The sequence below is a fragment of the Umezawaea beigongshangensis genome (genome assembly GCF_016464305.1).
Taxonomy (GTDB): Bacteria; Actinomycetota; Actinomycetes; order Mycobacteriales; family Pseudonocardiaceae; genus Umezawaea_A; species Umezawaea_A beigongshangensis.
The window spans coordinates 1-13916 of the sequence record NZ_JAEIOJ010000002.1 but is presented as its reverse complement, the minus strand read 5'-3'; the positions used below and the strand labels follow the sequence as shown (position 1 = coordinate 13916).

At 73.6% G+C, this 13916-nt stretch carries 14 protein-coding genes and 2 pseudogenes; 6 read left to right on the top strand and 10 right to left on the bottom strand.

Annotation, left to right across the window (positions count from 1 at the left end):
* Positions 1 to 36 precede the first annotated feature (36 nt).
* A complete protein-coding gene (locus IMZ35_RS04675; RefSeq protein ID WP_199439693.1) occupies positions 37 to 1242 on the bottom strand; it encodes an NAD(P)/FAD-dependent oxidoreductase in 1206 nt (401 codons plus the stop codon).
* Between the two features lie 586 nt (positions 1243 to 1828).
* Between IMZ35_RS04675 and IMZ35_RS04670 the strand changes: the two genes are divergently transcribed.
* Positions 1829 to 2566 carry an SAM-dependent methyltransferase gene (locus IMZ35_RS04670; RefSeq protein ID WP_199439692.1) on the top strand — a complete coding sequence of 246 codons (738 nt, stop codon included), beginning with the start codon at positions 1829 to 1831 and terminating at the stop codon, positions 2564 to 2566.
* Positions 2567 to 2603: 37 nt separating this feature from the next.
* Here the strand turns inward: IMZ35_RS04670 and IMZ35_RS04665 are convergent, their stop codons facing one another.
* Positions 2604 to 3197, bottom strand: coding sequence for a DUF1349 domain-containing protein (locus tag IMZ35_RS04665; RefSeq protein ID WP_199439691.1), 594 nt, complete (start codon positions 3195 to 3197; stop codon positions 2604 to 2606).
* Positions 3198 to 3239: 42 nt separating this feature from the next.
* Complete coding sequence (locus IMZ35_RS04660) at positions 3240 to 3410, bottom strand: hypothetical protein (RefSeq protein WP_199439690.1); 171 nt, start codon at positions 3408 to 3410, stop codon at positions 3240 to 3242.
* 272 nt (positions 3411 to 3682) lie between these two features.
* On the opposite strand from IMZ35_RS04660, the gene IMZ35_RS04655 reads away from it, so the two are divergent.
* Positions 3683 to 4384, top strand: coding sequence for a polysaccharide deacetylase family protein (locus IMZ35_RS04655; RefSeq protein ID WP_229370738.1), 702 nt, complete (start codon positions 3683 to 3685; stop codon positions 4382 to 4384).
* A gap of 210 nt (positions 4385 to 4594) precedes the next feature.
* Here IMZ35_RS04655 and IMZ35_RS04650 read toward each other — a convergent pair whose 3' ends face one another.
* Positions 4595 to 5251 (bottom strand): hypothetical protein, encoded by a 657-nt coding sequence (locus IMZ35_RS04650; RefSeq protein WP_199439689.1) that lies wholly within the window; start codon positions 5249 to 5251, stop codon positions 4595 to 4597.
* Between the two features lie 18 nt (positions 5252 to 5269).
* Between IMZ35_RS04650 and IMZ35_RS04645 the strand changes: the two genes are divergently transcribed.
* On the top strand, positions 5270 to 5464 hold the full coding sequence (locus tag IMZ35_RS04645; RefSeq protein WP_199439688.1) for a hypothetical protein: 195 nt from the start codon (positions 5270 to 5272) through the stop codon (positions 5462 to 5464).
* Here the strand turns inward: IMZ35_RS04645 and IMZ35_RS04640 are convergent.
* Positions 5430 to 5735 carry a DUF3140 domain-containing protein gene (locus IMZ35_RS04640; RefSeq protein WP_199439687.1) on the bottom strand — a complete coding sequence of 102 codons (306 nt, stop codon included), beginning with the start codon at positions 5733 to 5735 and terminating at the stop codon, positions 5430 to 5432. The genes IMZ35_RS04645 and IMZ35_RS04640 overlap by 35 nt on opposite strands.
* Before the next feature lie 118 nt (positions 5736 to 5853).
* Positions 5854 to 7536 carry a DEAD/DEAH box helicase gene (locus tag IMZ35_RS04635; RefSeq protein WP_199439686.1) on the bottom strand — a complete coding sequence of 561 codons (1683 nt, stop codon included), beginning with the start codon at positions 7534 to 7536 and terminating at the stop codon, positions 5854 to 5856.
* A gap of 322 nt (positions 7537 to 7858) precedes the next feature.
* On the opposite strand from IMZ35_RS04635, the gene IMZ35_RS04630 reads away from it, so the two are divergent.
* Positions 7859 to 8836 (top strand): sigma-70 family RNA polymerase sigma factor, encoded by a 978-nt coding sequence (locus IMZ35_RS04630; RefSeq protein WP_199439685.1) that lies wholly within the window; start codon positions 7859 to 7861, stop codon positions 8834 to 8836.
* Between the two features lie 60 nt (positions 8837 to 8896).
* Here the strand turns inward: IMZ35_RS04630 and IMZ35_RS04625 are convergent, their stop codons facing one another.
* The gene (locus IMZ35_RS04625; RefSeq protein WP_199439684.1) at positions 8897 to 10474 is read right to left on the bottom strand and encodes a penicillin-binding transpeptidase domain-containing protein; all 1578 of its coding nucleotides are present in this window, start codon (positions 10472 to 10474) and stop codon (positions 8897 to 8899) included.
* Positions 10475 to 10638: 164 nt separating this feature from the next.
* Between IMZ35_RS04625 and IMZ35_RS04620 the strand changes: the two genes are divergently transcribed.
* On the top strand, positions 10639 to 11355 hold the full coding sequence (locus tag IMZ35_RS04620) for a hypothetical protein (RefSeq protein ID WP_199439683.1): 717 nt from the start codon (positions 10639 to 10641) through the stop codon (positions 11353 to 11355).
* 81 nt (positions 11356 to 11436) lie between these two features.
* Here the strand turns inward: IMZ35_RS04620 and IMZ35_RS32065 are convergent, their stop codons facing one another.
* The 3 genes and pseudogenes from IMZ35_RS32065 to IMZ35_RS32055 all read right to left on the bottom strand — a co-directional run.
* Complete coding sequence (locus tag IMZ35_RS32065; RefSeq protein WP_368857012.1) at positions 11437 to 11679, bottom strand: hypothetical protein; 243 nt, start codon at positions 11677 to 11679, stop codon at positions 11437 to 11439.
* 21 nt (positions 11680 to 11700) lie between these two features.
* Positions 11701 to 11925 (bottom strand): annotated as a pseudogene (locus tag IMZ35_RS32060) (acyl-CoA thioesterase domain-containing protein); the annotation flags it as partial.
* A gap of 40 nt (positions 11926 to 11965) precedes the next feature.
* A pseudogene (locus IMZ35_RS32055) lies at positions 11966 to 12265 on the bottom strand (winged helix-turn-helix transcriptional regulator); the annotation flags it as partial.
* A 92-nt stretch (positions 12266 to 12357) separates the two neighbouring features.
* Between IMZ35_RS32055 and IMZ35_RS04610 the strand changes: the two are divergent.
* Entirely contained in the window at positions 12358 to 13362 is a 1005-nt protein-coding gene (locus tag IMZ35_RS04610) for an NAD(+)/NADH kinase (protein WP_199439681.1), read from the top strand.
* The last annotated feature ends 554 nt before the right edge of the window (positions 13363 to 13916 follow it).

The following is a 13916-nucleotide window of genomic DNA, read 5'->3' as shown; positions in this document are numbered from 1 at the left end:
CCAAGAGAGGCATGTACGCCGTCGGGGCGAGCGCGGTCAGCCGCCGTGCAGGACCGAGCGCCAGGTCGTCGCGGCGCTCAGCGCGGTGCGCCACGGCCGGAGCACGCGCGGCGCGATGTTGATCCCGGCGACGCCCGTGAGGTGCTCACCCCTGCGGTACACGGCGAGGAACCGGCGCGACTCCGGGTCCAGCTCCAGGACGTGGCACTCGTCGTGTCCCGCCAGGTGCCCGTGCACGTCGATGCGCAGGTCGTACTGCTCGGACCAGTAGTGCGGTACGGATTCGAAGGGCGTCAGCGCGCCCTCGGCGAGGATGTTCGACGCCACCAGCGCACCCTGAGCCGCGGCGTTCGCCCGGTGCTCCACCCGCACCGGCGCCCGCAGCACCGGGTGTTGCCACTGCGCGACGTCCCCCGCCGCCCACACGCCCGGTGCGGCGGAGCAGAAGCGGTCGCACACCACGCCGTCGTCCAGCACGATCCCGCTGCCCCGCAACCACTCCACGTTGGGGCGCGATCCGATGGCCACGAGCACGGTGTCGGCGGACAGCGTGGTGCCGTCGGACAGCCACACGCCGGTCGCGCGCCGGTCGACCGACAGGATCGACGCGACACCGGTGCTGGTGCGCAGGTCCACCCCGTGCTCCCGGTGCGCCGCCGCCACGACGGCACCGGCCTGATCGCCGACGAGTCCCGCGAGCGGGGCCGACGCCGGTTCCACCACGCACACGTCGACGCCCTCGGACCGCGCGAGCGCCGCGGCCTCCGTGCCGAGGAGCCCGGCGCCCACGACCACCAGGCGGCTGCGGGGGACGAGGCGCTTGCGGAAGTTCAGCGCGTCCTCCAGCGTCCGCAGCGAGTGCACGCCGGAGACGCCGTCCACGCCGGGCAGCACGCGCGGACGCACGCCGGTCGCGATCACCAGGGCGTCGTAGTCCGTGGTGGACCCGTCGGACAGCGACACCTCGCGCGCGTCCAGGTCGAGGCCCGTGGCCGTGGTGCCGACCCGCAGTTCCAGGCGCAGCGCGGTCAGCTCGTCGGCGGAGCGCAGCTGGGCGCGCTCGGGGCTCCAGTCGCCGCGCAGCACCTGGTTCAGCAGGGGAGGGCGGCTGTAGGGCGGACTCGGCTCGTCCCCGATCAGCGCGATCTCCCCGCGATGTCCGCCGCGCCGCAACGACTCCGCCGTGGACAGCCCCGCGGTGGACGCGCCGACGACGACCACGCGGTGGATCGGGGTGCTCATTCCTGGAGGTCCTCCCGAGGCCCGTCCTACAGCGGTGGCAGGAGAGTACTGGCCTCCGCGCGGGCGCCGAGCGGCACCTCCCGCCCACGACGGGCACCGACACGCTCGTCGCGTCCGGCTCCACCGCGACCTCCCGCGCCGCCGGGGCCACCACCACGCGGTCGGCGAGGTCCTGCACCAGCACCGGCCCGGTCCGGTGACCGGCGGGCACCACGTGGTCCGGGGGCTGCGACCCCCACCCCGCGACGCGACGGTGGGCGTGCCGTCCTCGTGCACGGCGCTCGCACCGGCCGTCGAGCTGGTCCACGACCGCGGTGATCGACGCGGCGTCCTCGGGGCACCGCTGCTCGGGCAGCCCGAGGAGCGGGAGTGGACCGGCCGGTTCTCACCGGCCACCACCACCGCCGTCCGGGCCGCGGACCGCCCGTCGGCGGTGCGGCCGGGAAACCGGTTGGCCGACCCCCGTTCCACCGGTACGGTCGCGGGTCCGGCACGGATCGTGGACGAGAAGGAGGACGCGGGACGACCGTGGTGCGGGTGTCGTCGACGGTGTCCGGCCGGTCCCTCCTCGAGCACGGAGAACGTCGTGTCGCTGCGCTTCCACGAGATCGCCGAGTCCCGCAACCGGATTCTCAACCCCGTCTCCGAACACCACGTCGCCCTGCTGGGGGAGCTGACCGGGCTCTCCGCCGGACGACGACTGCTCGACCTGTGCTGCGGCAAGGGCGAGATGCTGTGCACCTGGGCGCTGCGTCACGGCGTCCACGGCGTCGGCGTCGACATCAGCGATGTCTTCCTCGCCGCCGCGCACGCCAGGGCCGCCGAGCTGGGCGTCACCGACCAGGTGCGCTTCGTGCGGGGCGACGCGGCGCGGTACGTGGCCGAACCCGCGTCCTTCGACGTGGTGTCCTGCCTGGGCGCCACGTGGATCGGCGACGGCCTCGCCGGCACGATCGAGCTGATGAGGCCCGCGCTGCGCGACGGCGGGCTGCTGCTCGTCGGCGAGCCCTGCTGGACCTCGCCCCCGCCGCAGGAGGTGCTCGACGCGTTCGGCTTCCCCGAGGAGATGTTCACCTCGCTGCCCGGCACGCTCGACCGGTTCACCGCGGCGGGTGTCGAGCTGATCGAGATGGTCCTCGCCGACGGAGGCAGCTGGGACCGCTACGTCGCGCCGCAGTGGTGGGCGCTGGACGAGTGGCTCAGGGCCAACCCCGACGACCCCGACCACGACGGGGTCCGCGAGTTCCTCACGCGCTCGCGACGGGGCCACCTGCTCGCGCGCGAGCACCTCGGGTGGGGTGTGTTCGTCCTGCGCCCGGCCTGACCGGTGGGGGAGCGGGCCCGTCGCCCGCTCCGGCACGTCACTCGCCCGAGCGGATCTCCGCGACGCCCTCCGGCACGACGCGCAGGTCCTCGAAGCGGGACGTGCAGCCCTCGCCGGTCGGCGACTGACCCAGCACGCCGATCGACAGCTCGGTGTCCTCGCCGAGCGCGAACTGGCGCACCAGGTCCCACCGGCGGCCGTCGGACGAGGCGTGGAAGGCCGTGGCCGGTCCGTGCCGCGAGATCCGCAGCCACGTCGACGTGCCCGGCACGACCCACGCGTTCGCGTCGTCGGACACCCCGCGCGTCACCACGCCCACGACGGTGAACACGTCGGCGGGGGAGCGCTCCAGGCACAGCTTCGCCCAGCGGTCCTCGCCCGCCCACGCCAGCAGCACCGCGGCGTCGAACGTCGCGGTGCCGTCGCAGCTCACCCTCGCGGAGAACGCGAAGTCGCCGCGCACCGGCGTCAGCGCGCGCGGGGCCGTGAGCACCGGTGGCGCTCCGCCCGGCGAGACGAACAGGTCCGTGCGCGGTCCGGCCACGACGGTCACCACGCCGTCGTCCTGCGTGACGGCGGCGGGTCCGGTCAGCGGCGCGCTCGCGCCCGGTACGACGATCTCGTGTCCCATGCGCCCACCGAAGCGGACGGCGGCGCGCGGGGCAAGGGAGCGTCAGGCTCCGGTCTCGGGCCGCCGCCGTCGTCCACCCGCGGGCGCGGCCGGCGGCACGGGTGTCTGACGTGTCGCCGTGACCGGATCCTCGGGCCGGGGATCGGACGCGGGCGCGTCCAGATCGGCCAGGTGGATGGCGGCCAGTTCGTCGTAGATCGGAGTCGAGCTCATGGGTTCATGCTGTCCTCTTCGCCCCCGTCCGGCGCAACCACCCCCCGATCTTGCGGTGTCGAACCACTCCTCCGTGGGACACGTCACGCGCGACGACCGGGCGTGCGGCATCCTGTCGGGCTGCCGCCGCAGTGCGTCCACCCGGTCGGGTGATACCTATCGAAAAGTTTCCGAAACGCATTGCCCGGCGAGGAGAGCACGGGCACGGTGGAGTTCCACCCACCGGAGTGCCGCTCCGCTGCCCGGCTCCGGTCGTCCTTCGAGGAGGAAGGATGTCTGGACGCGTACTCGGCCGCGTGGTGCGGTCGTCCTGCACGTCGGCTCTGGGACTGCTGCTGGGGGCCTCGCTGATGGCTCCCGCCGCCACCGCCGCACCGCGGGACGCGGCGGCGTGCAACGGCTACGTCGCCCTCACCTACGACGACGGACCCAACCCGTCGTCGACCCCCGCGCTGCTCAACGCGCTGCAAGCGGCGGGCGCGAAGGCCACGTTCTTCACACTGGGCTCCCGCGAGCAGCAGTACCCGGACCTGCTGCGCAGGATCAACCAGGCCGGCATGACGGTCGGCAACCACACGTGGTCGCACCCGCACCTCACGCAGCTGGGGACGAGCCAGGTCCAGCAGGAGATCAGCAGCACGCAGCAGATCACCCAGCAGATCATCGGCAGGTCGCCGACGCTCTTCCGCCCGCCGTACGGCGAGACCAACGGGACGGTGCAGAACATCGCCAGGAGCCAGGGGCTGGCGCAGGTCCTGTGGAGCGTGGACAGCCAGGACTGGAACAACGCGAGCACGGACCAGATAGTCGCCGCGGCCGCCAGGGCGCAGGCGGGCGGCGTGGTCCTGATGCACGACGGCTACACGACCACGGTCAACGCGGTGAGCCGGATCGTGCGGGACCTGGCCGCCCGCAACCTGTGCCCCGGAGTCCTGGTCAACCGCGACGGCACAGCCGCGGTGGTGGCCCCGTAGCGGGGAGCGGAAGCTCGGCCGGCGGTGCCTGAACGGTCGACTCGCGCACGGGGGTGGGCGCGGTGCGGGGGTGCGCCGGTCGTCCGCCGCCTCGCTGGACCGCACGCGGAACTCGCGGAGCGTGTGGTCCAGCGAGACGGGACGACCGGGGCGGAGCACCCGGACCGCCGTCTGCGCACGAGCGGCGATCGGACACCGCGGCAGTCCTGCTCAGCTCACGCGCTCCGGGATCTCCGCGTCCAGCACGTCCACCGCGATCTCCTGGCTCAGCGTGCCGCCGGACAGCTCCAGGTCGTCCCCGCTCCAGAAGCGGCCGGGGTCGTACCAGCTGGCGCGCTTGCCGGCGGGCAGCAGTCCCATCGCCTCGTAGGTGACGGCGACGACCTCGGCGCAGTACGCCGTCTCCAGGTCGCCGTCGGGCCTGGGGCCGCGCAGGTTCGGCAGCCGGCCGCGCAGCCAGCGCGAGGCCAGGCGTGCCGTCGAGGGGAAGGGGGTGCCGTCGAGCCGGGCGATGGTGCGCAGCAGCGCGTCGTCGGACTCGCGGGTGTGGTCGAACTCCAGTTGCCGCAGCCACGCCCGCTGGCCGTACTTGCGGGCCCAGGTGACGACCGCGTCGCGCAGGTCGTGCAGCTGCACGCCGCGCTGGTGCGTGCCCGTCCACACGTCGGGCAGTGACCGGCCCATCTCCGCGTGCCACATCAGCGGCGGCAGGTCGTCCAGCACGACCGACATGCCGACGTGGTTCACGGGACTGTTGGTGGTCATCCGGATGGCCCGGTCGGCGGGCGACTGCCCGCGGAAGAGCCACACGTCACCGGTCCGCGTCAGGTTGACAGCCTCGTCCAGGGTGATCCGCGTCTCCGCCATGCTGTGTAGCCTAGGCAGATGCGCTGGTGGAAGCTGCTCGGCCTGGCCGGATTCGTCGGCGTCGCCGCGACGGGGGCCGTGGTGGCCCGCTCCGAGCGGCAGCGCCGCGCCTACACGCCCGACGAGGTGCGGTCGAGGCTGCACGCGCGCGTGGCGGAGGCGACGGCGTCCGAGGCGGTCAGTCCCTCAGCGGATCGTGCCCCCGGTTCATGAGGGAGTAGCGCCAGCGGCTGCGCGCGACGTCGCCGCCGGGCTTCTGCGCCAGGTGCCGGTGCACGTAGCCGACGATCCCGCGCATGGTCTGGGTGTCGGACTCGGTCAGGTCGGACACGCGCTTCTGGAGCAGGTCGACGACGCGCCGTCCGGAGTGGTCGCCGTCCTCGGCGACCTGGCCGACGGATCTGGACTCCCTGGTTCCGAGCCAGCGCCGCAACTCCGAGGCGCTCATGTTCACCGCCTCGTCGAAATCTCGGTAGATGCACATGAACCGAGTTTCGGACGGGTACCCCTCCGGCGCACGTCAAAAGGGTCGCCCGCTCGGGTGAGCACCACGGGTGTGGTGGTCGGGTGACCCGACCACCACACCCGTGGTGGAACAGACCTCAGGCGGTGGTGTCGCGCTCCCGGCGGACCTGCACGCGCCTGCCCTTGATGGTGGCGCCGCGCAGGGCCGAGATGACGTCCTCCGCGGCCTCCTCCGGCACCTCCACCAGCGAGAACCGGTCGGCGATCTCGATCGCGCCGATGTCGCGGCCGTTGAGCCGCGACTCGTTGGCGATGGCTCCGACGAGGTCCTGCGGGCGGATCCGGGCCGCGCGGCCCGCACCGACGAACAGCCGCGTCATCCCCGCCGTGGGGCCCCGGCCGCGACGAGCGCCGCCGACGCCACCGGGTCCGCTCTGCTCGCGGCGCGGCCGCTCGGTGCGCGGCGCGACCTCGGGGATCTCCTCCTCGTCGGCGGCGGCCCCGCTGGCCTCGTGCGCGAGCTTGACCGCGGCGAGCGCGACCTCCACGAGGTCGAACTCGTCGGTCAGCGACTCCACGACCACCCGGAACGACGCCAGGTCGTCCTCCAGCAGGCTCTCGTGCAGCGCCGCCCTGGTCAGCTCCAGCCGCCGTGCGCGCAGGTCGGCGACGGTCGGGATCTTCTCGATCTCGATCTTCTGCTTCGTGACCCGCTCGATCGTCTTGAGCATCGAGTGCTCGCGGGGCTCGGCCAGCGTGATCGCCACGCCCTCGCGCCCCGCGCGACCGACCCGGCCGATGCGGTGGACGTAGGACTCCGGTGCCGACGGCACGTTGTAGTTGATCACGTGCGTGAGCTGGTCGACGTCCAGGCCGCGGGCCGCGACGTCGGTGGCCACCAGCAGGTCGGCCGTACCGGCGCGCAGCCGGTTCATCACCCGGTCGCGCTGCTCCTGGCTGATGCCGCCGTGCAGCGACTCGGCGCGGTAGCCGCGGCCGTTGAGGGTCTCGGTGAGCTGGTCGACCTCGTCGCGCGTGCGGCAGAACACGATGGCCGCCGTGGGCGCCTCGACGTCGAGGACCCGGCCCAGCGCCGCGGGCTTGTGCGCGCGGGACACCACGTAGGCGACCTGGCGCACGCGGGGCGCCTCGCCCTGCGGCGTGGTCTCCCGGCCGATCTGGATGCGCACCGGCTCCCGGAGGTGGCTGCGCGCCATGCGGTCGATGCGCGGCGGCATCGTCGCGGAGAACAGCACGGTCTGCCGCTGCTCCGGCACGGCCTGGAGGATCTGGTCGATGTCCTCCGCGAAGCCCATGTCGAGCATCTCGTCGGCTTCGTCGAGCACGACCATCTTCAGCTGGTCCAGGTTCAGCGTGCCCCGGCCCATGTGATCGATCGCACGTCCCGGCGTGGCCACGACGACGTCGACTCCGCGTTCCAGCGCGCGCAGCTGCCGGCCGATGGGCTGGCCGCCGTAGATCGGCAGCACGCGTGCGCCGATGTCCTTGCCGTAGCGGTGCACCGCCTCCGACACCTGCACGGCCAGCTCGCGGGTCGGGACCAGCACGAGGGCCATCGGCGCCGTGGCGCTGCGGTCCTTCTCCATGCGCTGGAGGACCGGCAGGGCGAACGCGGCGGTCTTGCCCGTGCCCGTCGCCGCTTGTCCGAGCAGGTCGTGCCCCTCCAGCAGAGGGGGAATGGCTTCGCGCTGGATCGGCGTCGGTTCCTCGTAGCCGAGGCCGGACAGCGCGCCGAGGAGCTCGGGCCGCAGCGCCAGCTCGGCGAAGCCGGTCCGGTCTTCGTTCGCGTCCAGGGGCATGGGCGTGTTCCTCCAGGGGTAGTGCGACGGTATCGGTGGTGCACATGTTCCCCTGTCGCTCGGGAACTCACCCGACCGGCCGTGCGTTGTGGTCTTTCGGCGTCGTGAAGAGGTACCCGCGACGGGTCGTCGACGCACCGGTGAATCGCCGGTCACACACGGAATTCACCTGGGCGCCACGGCGTTGAAGGAGGAGGAACCGGCACTCGGCCGGTGATCGACCGCCCGGCTCACCGGGGACGTGAGCGGCGGGTTCCCTCGTGTCGGAGGAATCACCCTGGACGGCTCGCGCTGCCGTTCTGCGGTCTGAGGAGGTGTGCGCGTGTCCGTTCAGGAGAAGGTCGCTGTGCGGGGTGGGCGTCGCGGCCCCGGCCGTCAGGACGAGCCCGATCCCATCGGCTACTACCTGCGGGAGATCGGGGCCACCCCGCTGCTCACCGCGAACGAGGAGGTCGTGCTGGCCAAGCGCATCGAGGCGGGACTCTACGCCGAGGAGCTGCTGCGCCGAGCCGACGGGGGCGGGCGCGAGCTCGACCGCGACCGGCGCCGCGACCTGCGGACGATCGCCCGCGAGGGCGTGACCGCGAAGGACCACATGATCAGGGCGAACCTGCGGCTGGTGGTGTCGCTGGTCCGCAAGCAGTTCCGCGGCGGCCTGCCGCTGGGCGACCTGATCCAGGAGGGCAACATCGGGCTGATCCGCGCCGTGGAGAAGTTCGACTACACCAAGGGCTTCAAGTTCTCGACCTACGCGACCTGGTGGATCCGTCAGGCGATCGGCCGGGGGCTGGCCGAGCAGACCCGCACGGTGCGCCTGCCCGTCCACGTCGTGGAGGAGCTGGCGAAGTACACCAGGCTGGAGCGCAAGCTCGCGCTGACGCTGAACCGCGACCCGACCCCGGCCGAACTGGCCCGGGAGGCCGGTGTGCCCGAGAACAAGATCGCCGACCTGCGGCGCGCGTCGCGGGAGACGATCAGCCTGGACACCCCGGTCGGGGCCGAGGGCGACACGAGCATCGGTGACCTCATCGAGGACTCCGAGGTGCCCGTGGCGTCGGCCCTGCTGGAGCAGGAGGCCGTGCACGCGGAGCTCCGCTCCCTGGTGCGCACTCTGCCCGAGCGCGAGGCGCTGATCATCAGCATGCGCTTCGGCCTGGACGACGACCACCCGCGCACGCTCCAGGACGTGGCCAAGCACCTGGGCCTGACCAGGGAGCGCATCCGCCAGCTGGAGAAGATCGCCCTGAAGCAGCTCCGCGACCCCGAGCGCAACCGCGACCTGCTGGCCGTCGCCAGCTGAGGCACCGCGGAACGGCGGGTGACCGCGCGCACGCGCGCGGTCACCCGCCGTTCTGGCACGTCAGGGCGGTGCGGGGATGCCGTGGCGCAACACCAGGTCCGCGGCGACGTCGTGGAACACCGGCTCCGCGCGGGCCTCCGCGATCTGCCCGTGCAGCACCACGGCCAGCGCGAAGCGCGGCTGTTCGGCGGGGACGAGTCCGGCGAACACGTCGCGCAGCCACGTCTGCCCGGTGCCGCGGTCCAGGTGCCGCGAGCGGCCCTCGGCGCCGGCGGAGGGGAACGCCCGCGCCGCGCCGGTCTCCGGGAGCGCCGCGAGCGCGGCCCGCGCCGTCTGCGGGCTCACCACCTGCACCGGGTCCGGTCTCGTCAGCGGGACGGGTGTGCCGTCGGCGCGGCGCTCCTCCTTGACCACCGACGGCGGCAGCCGCAGGCCCTCGTTGCCGATCGCCTGGTACATCCCGGCGAGCTGGAGCAGGGTCGTCTCGACGCCCTCACCGGCGACGAGTCCCGGCAGCGTCGCCGCCGACCACTGGTTGTGCGGCGGCAGCCGTCCGCCGGTCTCGCCGGGGAGTCCCGAGCCGGTGCTCTCGCCGAGGCCGCAGCGGTCCAGCAGCGCGGCGAACCGCTCCGCGTCCACGTCGGCGGGGGAGTCGACGCCCTGCTCGACCGCGGCGGCCTCGGCGGCGATCGACGCCGCCGCGCCGGGTTCGAACGCCGTGCGGGCCGGGTCGAGCTCGCCGGACACGGCCAGGGCGTGCACCTCGCCGGTGGCGACCTCCACGACGATCGCGGCGCCCGAGGTCGCGCCGCTGAGGGCCACGTGGTCCTCCAGCAGCGACTGGGCGCGGTGCTGGAGGTCGGCGTCCAGCGTCAGCCGCACGTTCGAGCCCGGCACGGCCTGCTCGACGGTGCGGGAGGCGCCGGGCAGTTCCAGGTCGTCGCGCGAGCGCGCGATCTGGTAGATCCGCTTGCCGTCGACGCCGCGCAACCGCCCGTCCCACGAGCTCTCCAGGCCGCTCAGGCCGTACATGCCGGGCGGCGTCGCGTCGGTCCGCCAGTTCGCCGTCCCGACGACGGCCTGTCCGACCGGCGCGGACGGGTACACCCGCCGCTGCCGCACCTCGGTCCCGACCGACGGGTACAGCTCGACCACCTCGGCCGAGAGCACCGGGTCCACGTCGTCGGCGAGCACGACGTAGCCGCGGTCGGAGCGGATCGACGCGAGCAGCGAGTCCTCCGGGACGCGCCCGCCGACGGCGATGTGCAGCTTCGCCGCCAGCCGCGCGGTGTACTCCTCGTAGGTGCTGCCGAGCTTCAGCGCCCGGTAGGAGTCGGGGTTGGCCTTCCAGTCCCCGCGCAGCACCACCGGGTTCATCCACAGCTTCCGGGTGGACACGCTGAACGCGAGGCTGATGCCGTTGCGGTCGGCGATGGTCCCGCGCAGGCCCTGCACGGTCTCGGTGATGGTGCGCTGCTGCTCGGCCTCGGCGGACAGCGCCGCGGCCCGCACGCCCTGCACCTGGACCAGCCGGGCCGCCGCCGCGAGCAGGACGAGTGCGATCACCAGGCGGCTCACCCTGATGCGCACGAGGTCGGTGCGCGTACCGCGTTTCCGCTTCCGCGCCGTGGTCGTCACCGCGACTGCTCTCCTGTTGGTCACCCGGTCGGGGCGATGATCTTCCCACTCCCGGCGGTGAACGGATGCACCCGCGAGGCACAACGCCCGAACGGACGCGTCGATGGTTGCCGGACGCGCGGTTCGGGTAGGTGGGTGACGAGATCACCGACGGAGGGATACCGATGACCGAGTCCGCAGGCCAGCGCACGTCCAGCGACACGGCCGCCGAGGCGTCCGAGCTGCCCGCCGACCCCGCCCTGGCGCGCGAGGACGCCCGGCGCGTGCAGGAGCAGATCGCCGACACGACCAGGACCCCGGCGGAGAAGGTCCAGAAGGTCGCGCAGGCGGCAGAGAGGGCCAAGAAGGAGACGCCCGCTCCCGGCGGCAGGACCGAGCAGACCGGTGCGACCGGCGGAGCCGACGAGCCCGCGAAGACCGGTGCGACCGGCGGGGCCGCGGAGTCGGCGAAGACCGGTGCCACCGGCGGGGCCGAGGAGCCGGCGAAGACCGGCGCGACCGGCGCGACCGGCGGGGCCGAGGAGCCCGCGAAGACCGGCGCGACCGGCGAGACCGGCGCCGACGACCAGGACGAGCGGACCGGCTCGACCGAGCAGGTCGCCCAGAAGGTCCAGGAGACCGTGTCGGCCGCCTCGGATCAGGCCGCGCAGCTCGGTGGCACGGTGGCCGACCGCGCCACCGAGACGGCGAGCCGCGTCGTCGAGAACGCCGCGTCCGTGGCCTCCGACGCCGCCGACCGCGCCCGCGACACCGCTTCCGCGGCGACGGAACAGGTGCGGACGTACTCCGCCGAGGTGCGCAAGAGGCCCGTGCCGGTGGCCGCCGCCGCGGCGGCCGTGGCCGCGCTGCTGATCCTGGTGAAGCTGCTGCGACGCAGGTGAGCCGGTCAGCCGACCGGCTGCGGCCGGGGGACGGAGCCGGGTCGGTCCGGCGGTGCGACGAGCGGGCTCACCGCCGGGCGCTCACCACGCGCCTGACCTGACGCGCCACGGCGAGCGCGCCCACCCGTGGCGCGCGCCGTCGTCCAGCGCGTCGGTCAGGTGCACTGTCAGGTCCACCGACAGCACCGGCCGCGGCGTGGTCCACGTGGCGAACAGCGCGGGCGGCAGCGCGTCGGACAGCAGCACCGCGGACTCGGCGTCGACCGGCCGCCCGTCGGCGAAGCGCATCCACGCCACCAGCTCCGGGCGCGGCCCGCCGCTCATCGGGAGAGCGCCGAACACGGCCGTGCCGATCGGGGCCACGCCGTCGCCCTGCCGCGCGGAGAACGAGGTGGTGGTCGTGCCGACCGCCGCGCGCTCCACAACTGCGGTGTGGGCCGGGGGACGGTCGTCCACCGGGACGAAGAAGTGGGCGCTGAGCGTGCGCACCGGCCGGACGTCGTCGAGTCGCGCGCGCATCGCGGTGAGGCCGTGCGCGGCGAGCAGGCCGCCGTGCGCCCCGGCGAAGGACCACCAGCGCGGGACCGTCCGGCCCGGACAGGTGCCGGTTGCCGAACGCCAGCAGGGCCAGCAGCACGGGCTGGAAGTCCCTGCCCTTGCCGGTGAGCACGTACTCGTCGCGTGGTGGCCGCTCGCTGTGGCGCCGCCGCTCCAGCAGGCCGTTGTCGACCAGCGTGGTCAGCCTCCGGGTGAGGACGGTCGCGGTCACGCCGAGGCTCGTGGCGAACTCGTCGAAGCGCCGCAGCCCGTGGAAGGCGTCGCGCAGGATCAGGATGCTCCACCACTCGCCGACCTCTTCGAGGCTGCGGGCGACCGGGCACTCCACGTCGCGGAAACTGGTTCGTCGCATGATGCGAGCGACGCTGGGAGGAGTCACTAGCTTGATGCAACCCACTGGTCGGGTGGCAAGATCGGTGCCACGGCTCGGGACGGGAGAAGCGCATGGTGTGTCGGCGGATCGGGCTGATCGTGCACCGGGGCAGGCCCGCCGCGGTCGCGGCCGGTGAGGTCGTGCGCGAGTGGGCCGCCGAGCGGGGCGTGTCCGTGGCGGAGATGGACGTCTGGGAGCAGGACGGCGGCGCGCGGCGCAGCGCCCACGACGAGGCCGAGGCGTCCGGCCACCCCGACCTGATCGTCACCATCGGCGGCGACGGCACGTTCCTGCGCGGGGTCCGCATCGCCGTGCAGGACGACGCGCCGGTGCTCGGTGTGAACGTCGGCCGCGTCGGCTTCCTCACCGAGATCGAACCGGCGGAGATCCCCGAGGCGCTCGCCGCCTACGGCGAGGACCGGGTGGAAATCGAGTCGCGGCTGCTGCTGGGCCTGCGCGCCTCCCGCCCGCTGTCCGTCCCCGACGGCATCCAGGAGCTGCTGCGCTACGGCAGGGGAGCGGTGCTCGCGCCGCCCCTGTGCCGCCCGGACACCGGCGGGCGCGGCGTCGCCGTCGACGTCACCGCCGTCAACGACATCGTCCTGGAGAAGCTCGCGCGCGACCGCCAGGCCAGCGTCGGCGTCTACGTGGGCGGTCGGCTGTTCGCGTCCTACTCGGCCGACGCGCTGGTGGTGGCGAGCCCGACCGGCTCCACCGCCTACAGCTTCGCCGCGGGCGGCCCCGTGCTGTCCCCGCGGCTGCGCGCGCTGGTGTTCACCCCCGTCGCGCCGCACATGGCGTTCAACCGCAGCCTCATCATGTCCGCGGACGAGGCCGTCGGCCTGCGCGTGCTCGACCACTCCGGCCAGGTCGCGCTGAGCGTCGACGGGCAGCTCCGCGCCGTCCTCGACCCCGGTGACTGGATCTCCGTGCACCCCTCCGACCGCACGGCGCGGCTCCTGCGGCTGCGCCCCTCGGACTTCTACGGCAGACTGCGCGACCGGTTCGCGCTCGCCGACGCCCCCGCCGCCTCGGCCGACGGCGCTCCGCCCGCCCTGTTCGAGGGCGGTGCCTGACCGCTGGACGCCACCCCTCCCGACCTGTGGGTTAAGCGAATTTAAAGATCATTAATGGTCCGAACGGTGGAGTGGTCGCCGTTCGACGTGCCGTAACTTTCTCCGCATCGGAGGAGAAACGAACGTCGATCCCCCTGAAATCGACGCCCTGCTCTTCTTCTCCGGTATCGGCCCGAACCGGCGGACGGCACGTCTCTGCAATTCCCCCTGTCTGCAGAGAAGTGCCGTCCGCAGGGGGGACGGGCCCGATTCGTGAATACGTCGAGAGTTTCTCCGCGTGCTGACGGAGCGCGCGGAGAAACGCGCCGGGGACCGGTGTGCGCGGAGTCCTCGCCCTGCTCGTCCGTTGCGCGGTCCTGCTCGCGGCCGGCACCGCCGCACCGGTGCTGAGCCGCAGGCGCCGAGCGTCCTCCGGCTCGCGCTGACACGGCGGTCGACCAGCCGGTGGCGGGGGGGGGGGGGGGCGCCCCCCCCCCCCGCGACGGCTACTGCCGCGGGTCGGGGGTCGGCCGCTCCAGCCGCACGGTCTGGTTGGTGTCGGCCGGTGACGGTGC

Bases quoted from the DNA above. Each gene is read 5' to 3' on its own strand.
- IMZ35_RS04640 (WP_199439687.1), bottom strand. From the start codon at position 5,735: ATGTGCATCTACCGAGATTTCGACGAGGCGGTGAACATGAGCGCCTCG.
- IMZ35_RS04665 (WP_199439691.1), bottom strand. From the start codon at position 3,197: ATGGGACACGAGATCGTCGTACCGGGCGCGAGCGCGCCGCTGACCGGA.
- IMZ35_RS04655 (WP_229370738.1), top strand. From the start codon at position 3,683: ATGTCTGGACGCGTACTCGGCCGCGTGGTGCGGTCGTCCTGCACGTCG.
- IMZ35_RS04650 (WP_199439689.1), bottom strand. From the start codon at position 5,251: ATGGCGGAGACGCGGATCACCCTGGACGAGGCTGTCAACCTGACGCGG.
- IMZ35_RS32065 (WP_368857012.1), bottom strand. From the start codon at position 11,679: ATGAGCGGCGGGCCGCGCCCGGAGCTGGTGGCGTGGATGCGCTTCGCC.
- IMZ35_RS04610 (WP_199439681.1), top strand. From the start codon at position 12,358: ATGGTGTGTCGGCGGATCGGGCTGATCGTGCACCGGGGCAGGCCCGCC.
- IMZ35_RS04660 (WP_199439690.1), bottom strand. From the start codon at position 3,410: ATGAGCTCGACTCCGATCTACGACGAACTGGCCGCCATCCACCTGGCC.
- IMZ35_RS04620 (WP_199439683.1), top strand. From the start codon at position 10,639: ATGACCGAGTCCGCAGGCCAGCGCACGTCCAGCGACACGGCCGCCGAG.
- IMZ35_RS04635 (WP_199439686.1), bottom strand. From the start codon at position 7,536: ATGCCCCTGGACGCGAACGAAGACCGGACCGGCTTCGCCGAGCTGGCG.
- IMZ35_RS04675 (WP_199439693.1), bottom strand. From the start codon at position 1,242: ATGAGCACCCCGATCCACCGCGTGGTCGTCGTCGGCGCGTCCACCGCG.
- IMZ35_RS04645 (WP_199439688.1), top strand. From the start codon at position 5,270: ATGCGCTGGTGGAAGCTGCTCGGCCTGGCCGGATTCGTCGGCGTCGCC.